General features: G+C 72.1%; 13 protein-coding genes. 7 read left to right on the plus strand and 6 right to left on the minus strand.

Annotated elements, in window-relative coordinates; all coding sequences use genetic code 11:
• The first annotated feature begins 74 nt into the window (after positions 1–74).
• Both ACSJD1_RS00215 and ACSJD1_RS00220 read left to right on the plus strand, forming a co-directional pair.
• Positions 75–2,138, plus strand: coding sequence for a gluzincin family metallopeptidase (locus ACSJD1_RS00215; protein ID WP_438853317.1), 2,064 nt, complete (start codon positions 75–77; stop codon positions 2,136–2,138).
• A 7-nt stretch (positions 2,139–2,145) separates the two neighbouring features.
• Entirely contained in the window at positions 2,146–3,378 is a 1,233-nt protein-coding gene (locus ACSJD1_RS00220; protein WP_438853318.1) for a ComEC/Rec2 family competence protein, read from the plus strand.
• 33 nt (positions 3,379–3,411) lie between these two features.
• On the opposite strand, the gene ACSJD1_RS00225 is transcribed toward ACSJD1_RS00220, so the two are convergent.
• On the minus strand, positions 3,412–4,398 hold the full coding sequence (locus tag ACSJD1_RS00225; RefSeq protein ID WP_438853319.1) for an acetylxylan esterase: 987 nt from the start codon (positions 4,396–4,398) through the stop codon (positions 3,412–3,414).
• Positions 4,399–4,481: 83 nt separating this feature from the next.
• On the opposite strand from ACSJD1_RS00225, the gene ACSJD1_RS00230 reads away from it, so the two are divergent.
• A complete protein-coding gene (locus tag ACSJD1_RS00230) occupies positions 4,482–4,922 on the plus strand; it encodes a hypothetical protein (protein ID WP_438853320.1) in 441 nt (146 codons plus the stop codon).
• Here the strand turns inward: ACSJD1_RS00230 and ACSJD1_RS00235 are convergent.
• The gene (locus tag ACSJD1_RS00235) at positions 4,843–7,362 is read right to left on the minus strand and encodes an HAD-IC family P-type ATPase (protein ID WP_438853321.1); all 2,520 of its coding nucleotides are present in this window, start codon (positions 7,360–7,362) and stop codon (positions 4,843–4,845) included. The genes ACSJD1_RS00230 and ACSJD1_RS00235 overlap by 80 nt on opposite strands.
• A gap of 114 nt (positions 7,363–7,476) precedes the next feature.
• Between ACSJD1_RS00235 and ACSJD1_RS00240 the strand changes: the two genes are divergently transcribed.
• Positions 7,477–8,349 carry a carbohydrate kinase family protein gene (locus ACSJD1_RS00240; RefSeq protein WP_438853322.1) on the plus strand — a complete coding sequence of 291 codons (873 nt, stop codon included), beginning with the start codon at positions 7,477–7,479 and terminating at the stop codon, positions 8,347–8,349.
• Positions 8,350–8,382: 33 nt separating this feature from the next.
• On the opposite strand, the gene ACSJD1_RS00245 is transcribed toward ACSJD1_RS00240, so the two are convergent.
• The 4 genes from ACSJD1_RS00245 to ACSJD1_RS00260 all read right to left on the minus strand — a co-directional run bounded on the left by ACSJD1_RS00245 (position 8,383) and on the right by ACSJD1_RS00260 (position 12,179).
• Positions 8,383–8,808, minus strand: a complete 426-nt coding sequence (locus tag ACSJD1_RS00245) for a pyridoxamine 5'-phosphate oxidase family protein (RefSeq protein WP_438853323.1) — start codon at positions 8,806–8,808, stop codon at positions 8,383–8,385.
• Between the two features lie 63 nt (positions 8,809–8,871).
• Positions 8,872–10,299: an MBL fold metallo-hydrolase RNA specificity domain-containing protein gene (locus ACSJD1_RS00250; RefSeq protein WP_438853324.1), complete on the minus strand. Its 1,428-nt coding sequence runs from the start codon at positions 10,297–10,299 to the stop codon at positions 8,872–8,874.
• A gap of 4 nt (positions 10,300–10,303) precedes the next feature.
• Positions 10,304–11,140: a universal stress protein gene (locus ACSJD1_RS00255; protein WP_438853325.1), complete on the minus strand. Its 837-nt coding sequence runs from the start codon at positions 11,138–11,140 to the stop codon at positions 10,304–10,306.
• Between the two features lie 121 nt (positions 11,141–11,261).
• The gene (locus tag ACSJD1_RS00260) at positions 11,262–12,179 is read right to left on the minus strand and encodes a DNA-3-methyladenine glycosylase family protein (RefSeq protein ID WP_438853326.1); all 918 of its coding nucleotides are present in this window, start codon (positions 12,177–12,179) and stop codon (positions 11,262–11,264) included.
• A 98-nt stretch (positions 12,180–12,277) separates the two neighbouring features.
• On the opposite strand from ACSJD1_RS00260, the gene ACSJD1_RS00265 reads away from it, so the two are divergent.
• From ACSJD1_RS00265 to ACSJD1_RS00275, 3 genes are all read left to right on the plus strand, one after another.
• Positions 12,278–13,279, plus strand: a complete 1,002-nt coding sequence (locus ACSJD1_RS00265) for a TIGR00341 family protein (RefSeq protein WP_438853327.1) — start codon at positions 12,278–12,280, stop codon at positions 13,277–13,279.
• Between the two features lie 95 nt (positions 13,280–13,374).
• A complete protein-coding gene (locus ACSJD1_RS00270; protein ID WP_438853328.1) occupies positions 13,375–14,553 on the plus strand; it encodes a trans-sulfuration enzyme family protein in 1,179 nt (392 codons plus the stop codon).
• Positions 14,554–14,658: 105 nt separating this feature from the next.
• Positions 14,659–15,132 carry a hypothetical protein gene (locus ACSJD1_RS00275; RefSeq protein ID WP_438853329.1) on the plus strand — a complete coding sequence of 158 codons (474 nt, stop codon included), beginning with the start codon at positions 14,659–14,661 and terminating at the stop codon, positions 15,130–15,132.
• The last annotated feature ends 57 nt before the right edge of the window (positions 15,133–15,189 follow it).

Consider the following 15,189-nt stretch of genomic DNA (forward strand, 5'->3'; position numbering starts at 1 on the left):
TGAGCGACGGAGCGGATCACTGGCCCATTCCGTTCCGAATCCGTACCCTCGGGGGTAGGGGGAAGGAGCCGACCATGCGGTCCGCCTCGAAGTTCTCATCGGTCCCGACGGAGCAGTACGGATCACCGGAGATCGCCCGTGACCTCCGTCCCACCCGGCCGACGGCCCGCGGGCACGGCACGCTCGCCTCCCGTCAACTCCAGATCTACGCCTTCGACCCCCAACTCGGCAGACGACGCAGGTTCCGGATCTCGCTTGAGATCCCCTACGAGGCGCTCCAGGTCGAGCGCCACCCGGACGTGAACGCGCAGCCACCGGACGTGAACGCGCCACCGGACGTGAACGCGCAGCCACCGGACGTGAACGCGCCACCGGACGTGAACGTGCGGCTCCGCGGCCGCCTGTTCGACGTCGTCGACTACGACGCCGGCTCGGAGCGATTCTACGAGGTGGTCGACCTGGAGGACCCGCGGCTCGTCGCCGGCGGCGGGCTCCCGCCGACCGTCGACGACCCGAAGTTCCACCAGCAGATGGTCTACGCCGTGGCGATGAAGGTGGTCGCGAACTTCGAGCGGGCGCTCGGACGCCGCGTGCAGTTCGAGCATCCCGTCGTCCTCGTCCCCCATGCGTTCCGCGGACGCAACGCGTTCTTCGACCCGACGACGAACGCCGTCTACTTCGGGTACTTCCGCGCGGACCCCGACGACCCTGGCGGCAACCTGCCCAACCAGTGGATCTTCACGTGCCTGTCGCACGACATCATCGCCCACGAGGTTACGCACGCGATCGTCCACAACCTGCGGCCGCTGTTCCGCGAGGCCACCAACAAAGACGTGTTCGCGTTCCACGAGGCGATCGCCGACATCGTCGCCATCTTCCAGCACTTCGGATTCCCCGGAGTGCTCGCCGACGCCGTCCAGGCGGGTCGCACCGACCTGTCCAGACCCGGTCCGTTGCTCGAGCTCGCAGCGCAGTTCGGCCACTCCACCGGCGCGGGCCGGGCGCTGCGCAGCGCGCGCGATCGCAGCGACGAAATGGCGACCTACGAGGATACGTTCGAGCCGCACGATCGCGGTGCGGTCCTCGTCCGGGCGGTCTTCGACGCATTCTTCGCGACGTATTCCGCGCGCGTGGAGGACTTGATCCGGATCGCGACGGGCGGAACGGGGTTGCTCGGCGAGGGATTCCTCGGAGCCGAGTTGGTCGATCGGATCACGGACGAGGCGAGCGACACCGCGCAGCGCGTGCTCGACCTCTGCATCCGGGCGTTCGACTACCTACCGCCGCTCGACATCACGTTCAGCGACTTCCTGCGGGCGCTCGTCACCGCCGACCGGGAGCTCAACCCCAGCGACCCCTTCGACCTCCGCGCCAACCTCGTCGACGCGTTCCTGTCCCGCGGCATCCATCCGAAGGGAGTGTTTTCGCCGAACGAGGAATCGCTGCTGTGGCCCGGCCTGGCCGGGAACGGAGGTGCGGCGCCGGAACCGCTCGCCCAGACGGTGCTCGACCGGCTCGCGGCGTACGAGGTCGCCGAGTGGGGGGCGGCCTCGGCCGACGAGACCGACGACGACACCTCGTCTCGCGTCCAGCAACGTCTTGACCGGCGCATCAGCGAACGTGACGACCTCAAGCAGCATGTGCTCAAGTACGGGCAGAACCACCATCAGCTCCTCGGGCTCTCGCCCGACTCGACCGACCGTCCGATCGAGGTCCGCGGCCTCGACCTCGTCTTCAGGGTCGGCGTGGACGGCCTGCCGCTGACCGAGGCGATCGCGCAGTTCGTCCAGGGCGACACCGGCGCTCCGGCCGATCCGGTCGGCGGGCTCGACGTGCGTGCCGGGACGACCGTCGTATTCTCGGGTGACGGGTCCCCGCGTTATGTGATCCGCAAGCCCCTCGAGCTCGGCGTGGACGACCGGGGCAGACCAAGAGGCCGGTTGGCGGACGTCGCGGCGTTCGTGGACCAATGCGACCAGCGCGACCCGCGCTCGCCATGGTTCGGAAACGATCCCGGGTTCGCGAAGCGGATGCAGCAGCGGTTCGATTTCGCCCTCGTCCACCAGATGTCGCCGGTGCGCCGCACCGACCGGTCCGGGTCGGCCGGTCGATCCGGTGAGCGGTCCATCGAGGAGTGATCCGATCATGGACGACGTCACGATCTCGATGTACAACGTGGGCTTCGGCGACTGCTTCCTCCTCCGAATTCCGACCGTCGCCGGCGAACGGAAGATCCTCATCGACTGCGGGTCGATCAAGCGCGGGTCCGCGGGCGACATCGACTCGGTGGTCCGCAGGCTCGTCACCGACCTCGACAGCGGATCCGGTCCGTCGGTCGACGTCGTCGCGATGACGCACCGGCACCGCGATCACGTGTCCGGCTTCGCGAGCGAACTCTGGAACGGGGTCGCCGTGTCCGAGGTATGGATGCCGTGGACGGAGGATCCGAACGATCCCACCGCCCGCGAGTTGCTCGAGACGATGGCGTCCTTCGCCGATTCGCTGCGGACGGATCGCGACGCGGGACGTTTCGCCGCGATGTCGGCCGTCGAGATCGAACTCGTCGACCACGTCCTGGAGAACACTCTCGCGCTGTCGAACGAGACCGCCATGGCGACGCTCCATCGCGGTTTCGGCCGCGGATCGGGCGGCACCAAGCGGCGGTTCCTCGACCGACGGCCGGGCACGCTCGATACCCGGGAGCTCCTGCCCGGGGTGAAGGTGCACGTGCTCGGTCCGTCGCGCGACGAGGACGTGATCCGGGAGATGAACCCGCCGTCCGGCGAGAGCTTCCTCCGGCTCGCCGACGACCTGCCTCTATCCGACCGATCCGACGACCTGCCGTTCGATCCGATCGTCCCAGGCGACGGCCTGCTCCCGCCCCTGCTCGAGGAGCGCCTCCGGGACATCGCCCGGCGATCGCGCCTGATGGGCGCCGTCGCGCTCGAGAGCGCCGTCAACAACACGAGCCTGATGCTCGTGTTCGAGATCGGCGAGGCGGTGCTGCTCTTCCCGGGCGATTCGCAATGGGGGACCTGGGAGGTCAACCTCGACGACGACCTCCGCCGGGACCTCATGGCGCGGACGACGTTCTACAAGGTCGGTCACCACGGAAGCCACAACGCGACCCCCGTGCGGTTTGTCGAGGACGTCCTCACGACCGACGCGCAGCGCGACGTGTGGGCGGCGGTCTCGGTCGTCGAGCACGGATCGTTCACGAAGATCCCGAGGACGGAACTGCTCACCGAGCTCACGGGCCGGCTCGGGGTTGCCGCGCATCTCGTCCGGAGCGACCGACCCAACGCGACCGTACCTCCGCTGAAGGTGGTGCGGGAGGGGAACCGAGCCGTCCGCTATGACTTCACGGTGCCGACCTGACCGTGCTCCCGGATCACCGGCTGCGGCTCCCGCTCAGCCCGCATCGGCGACCGCCCCCAGCCGCTCGGCGAGCCACGCCGCCTGGCGCTGCCAGTGCACGCCCTGCCCGCCCTCGTGCTCGTTGAACGCGTACTCGACGACCTCGGCGCCGACCGCGTGGTGGTTGGCCGCGGCGTAGACCGTCGACGGCGGGCACACCGGGTCCATGAGCGCGACGGAGACGAGTGCGGGCGCGCTCGCGCGCTTGGCGAAGTTCACGCCGTCGAAGTACGAGAGCGTGCGGAAGACGGTCGGCGCGGCGTCGCGGTGGATCGCGAGGTACCGGACGATCTCGTTGTAGGGGTCGCGGTCGGTCAGCCCGACCGACCGCTCGAAGCAGCAGAGGAACGGAACGTCCGGCATCGCGCCGACGAGGCCCTCCGTCAGGCCCGCTGCGGCGAGCGCGATTCCGCCGCCCTGCGATCCGCCCGTCACGGCGACCCGGTCGGCGTCGATGGCCTCGAGTGAGCGCACCGTGTCGATCGCGAGCACCGCGTCGGCGAACACCCGCCGGTAGTAGTACTCGCCCGGGTCGTGGATGCCGCGCGTCATGAACCCCGGGAACGAAGGTCCCGTGCCGTGCGGGTCGGGCGTGCCGCCTCCAGTGCCCCACGCGCTGCCCTGGCCGCGGGTGTCCATGAAGAAGTGCGCGTAGCCGGATGCCGCCCACTGCAGCCGCTCGTGCGGGAGCCCGCGGCCGCCGCCGTAGCCGTTGTACTCGATCACCGCGGGCAGCGGCCCCGCGGCATCCGCCGGCACCAGGAACCAGCCCTTCACCGGATCGCCCGCGTACCCGGAGAACTCGACGTCGTAGACCTCGACGAGCGAGAGCGGCGAGTCGACGCGGGTCAGCCGCGGCGGCTCGGCGACCGCGCGCGAGGCGGCCAGCGTCTCGGCCCAGAACGCGTCGAAGTCGTTCGGCTCGGCCACCTCGGGACGGAACGTGCGGAGCTCGGCTGCGGGCAGGTCGAAGAAGGGCATGCGGGACTCCTCGCGGGTGGCGGCCGGGGTGGTCGCCAGCGTACTCGTAGGCTGGGCCGCATCACGGCACGCCGGGAGGGCTCATGAGCGACGAGACGCGCGCGGCGCGGCGGCCACCCAAGCGGATCATCGCCGTGGTCGTGCTGACCTACCTGGCCGGATTCGTCGACATCGCGCTCGGAGTGCTGCTCGTGCTCGCGCGCTACGACGCCGAGGTCCGGCGCGACGGGGAGCAACTGCCCGTCACGCTCCTCGGCGCGGCGCTCATCCTCATCGGCCTGCTCACCATCGCGATGGCCTCGGGGCTCACGCGAGCGCGGAACTCGGCCCGGATCTTCGTCACCGCGCTCATGGGCCTGTCGCTCACGACCTCGGTGCTCGACCTCGTGCGCGACGCCGACTCGATCTGGTCGACCCTCATCGGCGCGGTCGTGCCGATCGCCGTCATCCTCGTGCTGTGGACCGGTCGGGGCGCTCGGTACTTCCGCGAGGGTCGCTCGTCACGCCCGGAGCCGTCTGCCTGACCGCGGCCACGAGCGCCGCGGGAACGGTCGGGGTCATGCGTGCGACCGCCCTGCGGTGCACGAACCGAACGACCTCGACGCCCCCGATCGCGACGATCGATGCGGCGAGCGCGAGCACCGCCGCGGTCTCGCCCAACTCGACGAGCTCGAGGAAGTCAGCGATGAACGGGATCGCGTAGATCCCGATCAGCCCGATCGCCATGCCGCCGATGATGACGATCTTCCACCCGTCGATCGGACGCGAGAGCACGATGAGCACCCAGAGGCCGACGATGCCGAGGATGAGTGTCGAACCGCTCCGGAGCTCCTCCTCGGGGATCCCCGCGTCGGTCGCCATGCGGCTGTAGAGCGCGAGCACCAGGGCGATGACCGCGCCGGCCGGGATGGCGAAGCTCAGCGATCGTCGCAGGAAGCCGGGCACGTAGCGCCGGGCGTTCGGCATCAGGGCGAGGAAGAACGCCGGCAGTCCGATCGTCAGTCCGTCCGTGACGGAGAGCTGTCGAGGCAGGAACGGGAACGGCAACAGCATGACCCCGAACAGGACGGCGAGGCCGGTCGCATACGCGGTCTTGGTCAGGAACAGCATCGAGACCCGCTCGATGTTCGCCGCGACACGGCGACCCTCGGCCACGACCCCGGGCAGGTGCGAGAATCGCCCGTCGAGCAGTACGAGGCGCGCGACCGCCTTGGTCGCCGACGAGCCCGACTCCATCGCGATGCCGATGTCGGCCTCCTTGATCGCGAGCGCGTCGTTCACGCCGTCGCCGGTCATGGCCACGGTGTGACCGCGGCGGCGCAGCGCGGTCACGATGTCGCGCTTCTGCGTGGGCGTCACCCGCCCGAAGACGACTTCGCGCTCGAGCAGGTCACCGAGCTCGTCGAGATCGTCGGGCAGCGTGCGCGCGTCGATCCCGTGCGGGGCGTCGACTCCCACCTCCCGCGCGATCGCGGCGACCGTCTGCGGGTTGTCGCCCGAGATGATCCGAACCGCGACGCCCTGCTCCGCGAAGTACTCGAGGGTCTCACGCGCATCGCCCCGCACGTTCTCGCGGAACGTGAGGAGCACGACCGGGGTCAGCGAACGCGGCAACCGCTCGGCCTCGGCGCGCTCCGGGGTCAGCTCCTCCGGGCTGTGCGCGAGCACGAGCGTCCGGCGCCCGGTGGCGGCGAGCTCGGCGGCCCGATCCCGGAGTCCGGCCGTGTCGGTCGCCCTCGTGGCATCCGTCGCGGGGAACACCATCTCGGGCCCTCCGAGCACCCAGGTGCCGGCGCCCGTGAAGCCGACTGCGCTCCACTTGCGCGACGACGCGAAGGCCACACGCGCCCGCGGTTCGAGCGCCTGCCGAACCGGGTACGGCTCGACGAGGCACCGCGCGGTCGCGTTCGCCTCGGGATCGGCGCCGTACCAGGCGAGCACGTCGGTCCAGCCGTCCGGCGGTTCGAGCGAGACCGGGTGCGCCGCATCGAACACGATGTCGCCCTCGGTGAGGGTGCCGGTCTTGTCGAGGCAGATGAGGTCGACACGCGCGAGGCCCTCGACGGCCGGCAGTTCCTGCACGAGGACCTTCCGGCTCGCGAGACGCACCGCGCCGACCGCGAACGCGATGCTCGTCATGAGCACGAGCCCGAGCGGGATCATCGCGACGATCGCGGCGACGGTCGCGACGATCGCATCGTCCCACGTTCCATCCTCGATCGCCTCGGCCCAGCCGCCCTGCGCGACCATCTGCGCGTTGAGCACGAGGAGGCTGACGGGCCCGATGATCCAGGCCACCCAGCCGAGCAGCCGGTTCAGCGACGATCGCAGCTCGGAGGCGACGAGCGAGAACTGCTTGGCCTCGCTCGAGAGCTTGTTCGCGAACGCGTCGGCGCCGACGCGGTCGACCACCGCGGCACCGGCGCCGCCGATGACGATCGAGCCCGACAGCACCTCGTCGCCGGGCTGCTTGTCGACGGGATCCGACTCCCCCGTCAGCATCGACTCGTCGAGCTGCAGGCGCTCGGATGCCACGACCTTCGCATCGGCCGGAACCTGGTCGCCCGCGCGCAGCACGAGGCGGTCCTCGAGGACCACGTCGGCGAGCGGCACGTCCTCCTCCCGCCCGTCGCGCCGGACGCGCGCACTCGGCGCGTGGAGCAGCGCGAGCCGGTCGAGCGCGCGCTTGGCGCTGAACTCCTGCCAGGAGCCGATGACGGTGTTCCCGATCGCGCTGAAGCCGAAGAGCGCGTCCTGCCATCGGCCGATGAGGAGCAGCACGATGAAGCAGGCCGCGATGATGCCGTTGAAGAGGGTGAAGACGTTCGCCTTGACGATGCTCCACGCGCTCCGGCTCGTCGGACTCTCGAACGCGTTCGTGTCACCGCGCGCGACACGCTCGGCGACCTCGCCGGCGCTCAAGCCGTCGGGACGCGCGTCGACGGCCGCCTGACCGGTGTCCACCCGGTCATCCCACCACAGGCTGGCCACGCGACGCACGCTTCAGGCGGGCGCGGCGCCGCGGGCCACGGCAGGATGGGACGGGGCTGCGACCGGCGCGGCGGACGGGAGCAGCGCGTGAGCGGCAGGGTCGTGATCTCGGGGCCGGCGTCGTGGAACCGGATGGTGCAGGTCGAACGGCTGCCCGAACCGGTGCCGCACATGCAGTTCGCGCTGGGCGACCACGAGAGCGTCGGCGGCACGTCGGCGGGCAAGGCGCTGGGGCTCGCGGCGTTCGGCCGGCCGGTGACGCTGTTCACGGTCGTCGGGCCGGATGCCGACGGCGAGCGCCTGCGCGGCATCCTCGAGCGGGTCGACGGACTCGACCTCGACATCGTCGACGGCGGACGCACCGAACGGCACCTCAACCTCATGACGCCACTCGGCGAGCGCGTCTCGATCTACCTCTCGACGCCCGACGACCGCGCCGCGAAGGCCGACGGCCGGCTGACCGCTGCGATGGAGGATGCCGCGGCGATCGTGCTCGACCTCTCCGAGCGCTCGCGGCGGTTGATCCCCGACGCCCGCGCATCGGGCCGGCCGATCTGGACCGACCTGCACGACTACGACGGCGAGGCCGAGTTCCACCGCCCGTTCCTCGACGCCGCCGACGCGGTCTTCCTCAACGCCGATCGGCTGGGCGGCGATCCGATGCCGTTCCTGCGCCGCGTGGTCGACGAGGGGGCGCGTCTCGCGGTCTGCACGCTCGGCGCCGCCGGCGCCGTCGCGCTCTCGACCGAGGCGGGCCGCGTCACCGAGCACCGGGTCGAGGCGGTGCCCGTCGAGGTGCTCGACGCGAACGGCGCGGGCGACGCGTTCATGTCCGGAATGCTGCATGCGATGCTCGACGGGGCCGACGTCGACTCGGCGCTCGAGGTCGGCGCCCAGCACGCGGCATCCGTCCTGGTCAGCCGGCACCTGCACCCGACGCTCGACGCGCTCGTCGACTGACGCGGCGGCGCGGCCGCGTCACGTGTCGCCGTCTCAGCGCTGGAACTCGCGCCCGCGCACGTCGGTCGGCTGGATCCGCACCCAGCGGTCCTTCTCCTCCGGCGCCCACGGGTGCACGCCGAGCGTCTCGGCGTGCTCGATCTCGCTCTCCCGCTCGAGCTGGCGCGCCTCGCCCTTCACGACCACGCTGAAGGCATCGGCGTCGGTGTAGCCGTCGACCTCGAACGCGACGTGCGAGTGGATGGTCAGCTCGAGCAGCTTCGTGCCGGCGGCCGTGCGGAAGACGAGCGCGGGCGCATCGGGGCCGTCGTGGTCGACCATGTGGTTGACGGGGAAGATGTCGACCTCGCCCGCGGCGAAGACCGCGATTCGGCCGAACGCCGCCGCCTCGATGCGCTGCCAACACTCCTCCACGCCGAGATGCCGTGTGGGGGGTCGCCCGTCGTCCTGTCCGTCCATCGCGATTCCTTTCTCCGTGCTTCGAGCTTGTCAGTGAGCGGATGCCTCGGGCGAGCCCTTCCCTCAGATCGAGGCGTCGATCGCCGCGACCCGGTCCTCAGCCGCTTCGGCCCGCGCGACGGCGGGTTCGAGCGGGGCGACCTGGCCGAGGTCCGGCACGCGGGCCCGCCACCCGAGCTCGCGCCTGATGCGCGCTCGGAGCGTGTCGGCCGCGTGCGCCTCGCCGTGCACGACCCAGGTCATGCCCGGCGGCTCGGGCGCCGTTCGCATCCAGCCGAGGATCTGCTCCGCGTCGGCGTGCGCCGACATCGACTCGATCATCGCCACCTCGGCGCGGATCGGGACGTCGCGGCCGAACAGCCGGAGCGACCGCTCGCCGGCCTGCAGCGCGGCACCGCGCGTGCCGCCGGCCTGGAACCCGGTCAGCACGATCGCGTTGTGCGGATCCGACCCGTAGGCCTCGATGTGGTGCAGGATGCGTCCGCCCGTCAGCATGCCGCTGGCCGAGATGATCACGAGCGGGCCGCCGCGGAGGTTCAGCAGCTTGGAGTCGTCGACGGTCGTGACGCGCCGGGCGAGGCCGTACATGCGACGCAGCTCGTCGCCGCCGAGCCGGTGCTCCTCGGGGTGGCGCTCGTAGATCTCGACGGCGTCGACGGCCATGGGACTGTTGAGGTAGATCGGCACGTCCGGCAGTTCGCCGCGGTCAGCGAGCCGCGAGAGGTGCAGCAGCACGCTCTCGGTGCGGCCGATCGCGAACGCGGGGATGAGCACCACGCCCCCGCGCCGTGCCACGCGCCGGATGACGTCGCCGAGCTGCCGCTCGGGATCGTCGTGGGCATGCGTCCGGTCGCCGTAGGTCGACTCGGCGACCAGCACGTCGCACGTCTCGAGCGCCTCGGGCGGCCGCATGAGCGGGTCGTCGGGCCGACCGAGGTCGCCGGTGAAGTGCGCGGTGGCGCCGTCGACGTCGAGCCGCACCTGCGCCGCTCCCAGGATGTGGCCGGCGTGCACGAGGCGCGCCTCGATGCCCGGGGCGACCGTCCGCGACTCGTGGAACTCCACGGGCTGGAACCTCGGCATCGTCCGCCCGACGTCCTCCGACGTGTAGAGCGGACGGGGGTCGGCGTGCTTCGACCAGTGGCGGGATGCCGCGTGTCGGGCCTCCTCCTCCATGAGGTACGCGCTGTCGGCCAGCAGGATCTCGGCGAGCTCGATCGTGCCCGGCGTCGCGAGGATCCGCCCGGCGAAGCCGTCCCGCACGAGTGCCGGCAGGTACCCGGAGTGGTCGAGGTGGGCGTGGGTCAGCACGACCGCGTCGATCGACGCGGGTGCGACCGGGAACTCCTGCCGGTTCCGTGCCCGCAGCACCTTGTAGCCCTGGAACAGGCCGCAGTCCACGAGCACGCGCGCACCGTCGCCCTCGACGAGGTGCCGCGACCCGGTGACCGTGTCCGCTGCGCCGAGGAAGCGGATGCTCCGCGCGCCCACGGCTCTACCCGACGTCGCTGACGACGATGACCGGACCCGTCGCGCGAAGGAGGAGGTCGTGGCTGACGGAGCCGAGCAGGAAGCGCGCCATGCCGCCCGCCGTGTGGCTCGCGACGATCACGACGCTGGCGGACTCGGTCGCGACGGCGAGCACCTCCGCCGCGGCTCCGCGCTCGAGGCGACCCACGGGGTCGGCACCGTGCGCCCGCGCATGCGCCAGCGCGTCGTCGAGCACGTCCCGCCGCATGTCCTCCATGACCGAGACGTCGCTCAGGTACTCGACGTACGCCGAGTTCCAGCTCGTCGGGACGACCCACGCGTGCACGAGTTCGAGCGGCTCCCCGAGCCGTACCGACTCCTCGATCGCGAAGCGCACGGCCTCCTTCGAGCGGGCGGATCCGTCGACCCCGACCACCACCCCGCGGCGATCGACCTCCTCCCAGTCGGGCGGGATCACCGCGACCGCGCCGCGACCGCGGCGGCCGGCGAGGCGGGCGCCGAGCGTCCAGGCGGTCTCGTGGCCGCTCTGCGAGGACCCGACCACGACCAGGGCCCCGCTGTCGAGGTACGCGGCCAGTTCCCGGTCGGGGCGCCCGTGGACGGTGAGCGTGTCGATCGGCCGCGACGGATGCTCCGTCCGGAGGCGGTCGGCCCGGTCGATGAGCTCGACACGCGCCTCGGGGAGGTCGCCGGTCGCCCGGAGGTACTCGCTCGACGTGTCGGCTCCCGGCAGCGTGTGGACGATGAGGAGGGGCGCGGCGTCCCCCCGGTCCGCGGCCCACTTCAGCGCCGCATCCGAGTTCGGCGATCCGTCCCATCCGACGACGACCTGCGTGAACACCTGCGATCACCCCTTCGTGGCATTGACGACTGCGTGTCCCCAGCCTCGCCGAGGGGTGATCGCGGTCGCCGGGCCGAAGGTCACTCGGCCGGGCGAGGCGGCGACCGAGTGACCGCGCCGCTCAGCGCCCTCGATGGTCGACGAACGACATCCGCGGCCCCCGCCGCGGCCGGCCACGGAGCCCCGCCGCCATCATCAGGCGGATCACGCGATAGCGCTGCCCGGCCCACGGTTCGAGCGCCTCGAGCATCTCCTCGTCGGTCATGTCGCGGCCGAACAGCGCGTGGCCGACGTAGTTCGAGAGGTGGTAGTCGCCGACCGACACGGCGTCCGGGTCGCCCAGGGCGCGCTGCCCGACCTCGGCGGCCGTCCACGCGCCGACGCCGGGGAACAGGGTCAGCCGCGCCGCGGCGTCGACGTGCGCGAGCTCCGCGGCCTCCTCGATGCGTGCGGCGCGAGCGGCGACGCGCTGGATCGCCGCCGCGCGCTTGGGGTCGACGCCGGCGCGGTGCCACTCCCAGACCGGGATGGCGCGCCATCCGTCGGCCGAGGGGGCGACCCGCATCGGGCGAGGCACGGGCCCGGGTGCGGGGGTGCCGAACGCGAGCACGAGCCGGCGCCACGAGGCGTGCGCCTGCAGCGTGATCACCTTCTGCTCGAGGATCGCCGGCACGAGCGACTCCATCACGCGCGCGGTGCGCGGCACGCGCAGGCCCGGATTGCGCCGGTGCGCGGCGTCGAGTTCTTCGATGCCGGTGCGGAAGCCGGTCGTGTCGTCGCGCTCCCCGAGCATCGAGGGTGCGAGGGCGACCGCCGCGGCGGCCCCCGGCCCCCAGGCGTCGACGCGGACGAGGTCGACGTCGCGCTGCACGATGCGCAGGGTCGCCGCCCCGGCGTCGGTCAGGGTGGACCGCCAGATCGCACCGTCGGACGTGCGCACGAACGTCGGGTCGCCCGGACCCCTCCGGAGCACGCCGAGCGTCTGCGCGACGTCGGTCTCGTGCGGGGCGCGCCAGTCGAAGGCGAGGTCGGGATCCACCCCTCAAGTGTGCGCCCCGCCACCGTCGCGCGTCCGAACTGCTCGCGGCCCACGAGTCGCCGGTTGTCGCCGCGCGGCCCCGGTGGGATCATCCGGGTGTGGCGAAGTTGACCGCGATGCTGCTGCCGACGCTGCAGCGCAACCCGCTCACCGACCTGCTCGACCAACTCGACCTGGGGTCGGGCGACCGGGTGGGCAAGCGCAGCGGCTTCGTGATCATGCTCGTGCTGTCGGCGATCATCGCCGCGGCCGGGGTGCTGCTCGACTCGACCGCCACCGTGATCGGCGCGATGATCATCGCTCCCCTCGGCACGCCGATCCTCGGCATCGCCGCCGGGATCGTCACCGGTCGTGCCCGGCTCGTCGTGGCATCCGTCGTCTGGGTCGCCGGTGCGGTGGGGGCGGTGATCCTGATCGGGGCCGCGTTCTCGGTCGTCCTGCCGAACGGCGCGAACCTCGCCGCGAACTCGCAGATCACCGGGCGCACCTCGCCGCAGCTGATGGACCTCGTCGCCGCCCTCGCGACCGGCGTCGCGGGCGCGTTCGCCATGAGCCGCAAGGACCTCAGCGCCGTCCTGCCGGGCGTCGCGATCGCGATCTCGCTGGTCCCGCCCCTCGCCGTCGTCGGCGTCACGCTCGGGCAGGGCGACTTCGACGGCGCGTTCGGCGCGTTCCTGCTGTTCTTCTCGAACGTGGTCGCCCTGATCATCGCCGGAGCGATCGTGTTCACGATCGCCGGGTACTCGCGCGACGCGCTCGCGCTGCCCGCCCGGCGGCGGCGGGCGTACACGATCGTGACGGTGCTGACCGTGCTCACCGTGATCCCGCTCGGCCTCAACACCCTCGTCATCGTCGCGCAGGCCACGTGGACCGCCCGGATCCAGGCGGCCGCGACCGAGTGGATCGGCGACGACGGCGGCGAGATCGACGGCATCACCTGGAAGAGCCTCGTCGCGCGGATCTCGGTCCAGGCGCCCGGCGGACGGATCCCCCCGGTCTCGGAGCTCCGCGAGGTGCTCGAGTCGGAGATCCCCTCGATCGTGGGCGTGGAGGTGGACGTGACCGACGCCGTCGTGCACCCCGTCATCGACCGGCAGTGACGCCGGGATCGGATCGCGCGCCTGGGCGGCAGCGGTCGTCACGGCCGCCGACGATGGGCGAGGATCGACCTGGACCGTCGACGAGAGGACCAGCCATGCACGACCGAACCCGCGATCCCCGAGCGGACGAGGGCACGCACGACGACCTGCACCCCGAGACCGTCGCCGTGCACGCCGGCCGGCCGCCGCGCGAGCCCGACGGGCCGATGAGCACCCCCGTGCACCTCGCCTCGACCTTCCACGAGGGCGGCCCGACCGCCTACGGCCGCTACGGCAACCCGTCGTGGACGGCCTTCGAGGAGGCGCTCGGCGCGCTCGAGGGCGGGGAGTGCGTCGCGTTCGCGTCGGGCATGGGCGCGATCTCGGCCGTGCTCGCGCTGGTGCCGACGGGCGGCACCGTGGTCGCGCCCCGGCACTCCTACACGGGAACGATCGGCCTGCTCGACGACCTCGTCGCCACCCGGAACGTCGCGGTCCGCTACGTCGACGTCCGCGATGCGGCGGCGGTGGCGGATGCCGCGCGCGGTGCCGACCTCGTCTGGGTCGAGTCGCCCACCAACCCGGCGCTCGAGGTCGCCGACCTCACGGCGATCGGCCGCGCCGCACGCGCGGCGGGCGCGCTCCTCGCGGTCGACAACACGTTCGCGACGCCGCTCCTCCAGCGCCCTCTCGAGTCGGGCGCCGACCTCGTGGTGCACTCGGCGACGAAGTCGATCTCGGGCCACAGCGACGTCGTCATGGGCGCGGTGATCGCACGCGACGCCGCCCTCCGCGACCGCATCGTGACGCGACGGAGCCTCGGCGGCGCGATCCCGGGCCCGCTCGACGCCTTCCTCGCACTCCGCGGCCTCCGCACGCTGCCCGTGCGCCTCGAGCGAGCCCAGGCGAACGCCCGAGAGCTCGCCGCCCGCTTCGCGGACCACCCCGCGCTCGACGAGCTCCGCTACCCGGGCTTCGGCACGATCGTCTCGATCGTCGTCGCGGGCGGTGCGGATGCCGCTGAGCGCGTCGCGGCGTCGACCCGGGTGTGGGTGCATTCGACGAGCCTCGGGGGCGTCGAGTCGCAGCTCGAGCGCCGCCGCCGGTGGCCCGCGGAGGCGGACACGATTCCCGAGGGGCTCGTGCGCCTCTCGGTGGGTCTCGAGCACGTCGACGACCTCGCGCGCGACCTGGAGCAGGCGCTCGCACGCGCCGCCGACCCGGGCGACGGGGCGCACGAGGGTGCGAACGCTCGCACGGCCGGGCCGGTCCCGCCCGCCGCATCCGGCTACTGAGCACGGCGCGGGCCGGAGGCATCCGCATGACCTTCGGCCCCGTCACGCGCTCGGAGCTCGGATCAGGCTTGACGCGACCCGACCCATGCGAAGGGGGTGCCGAGGATGACCGTGCAGGGCGTGGCGCGCCGGCTGCTGCTGACGGTGCAGATCTTCGTCGGGATCACGAGCGTGCTCGGTGGAGCGGCGCTCGTGCTGAGCGGGGTGATCGACTTCAGCGGGACCGCCCTCGCGATCCCGCCCGATTACCTCGAGGGGTCGCCGTTCACGTCGTTCGCGATCCCCGGCCTCGCGCTCGCGATCGTGGTCGGCGGCACGCACCTCGTCGCGTTCGTGATGCTCTCGCGCCGCATGCGCTGGGCGATGATCGGCTGCGCCGTCGCCGGCTTCGGCATGCTCGTGTGGGTCTTCGTCCAGATGATGTTCATCCCGTTCAGCCCCCTGCAGGCGGTCTACTTCGGGCTGGGACTCGTCGAGCTCGCGGCGACCATGGTGCAGCTCGACATCCTGCACCCGTGGGCGCATGCGACCGTGCACCGCGACCACGCTCCGAAGGCCGCGGCCGCCGGCCCGGGCTGAGGCCCGTCGGCGGCTTCCGCCGCCTCGTGATCCGTGCCATGGTGGGGACGGAGGGCA

It is taken from the genome of Agromyces excoecariae, from assembly GCF_051715505.1.
Classification (GTDB): Bacteria; Actinomycetota; Actinomycetes; order Actinomycetales; family Microbacteriaceae; genus Agromyces.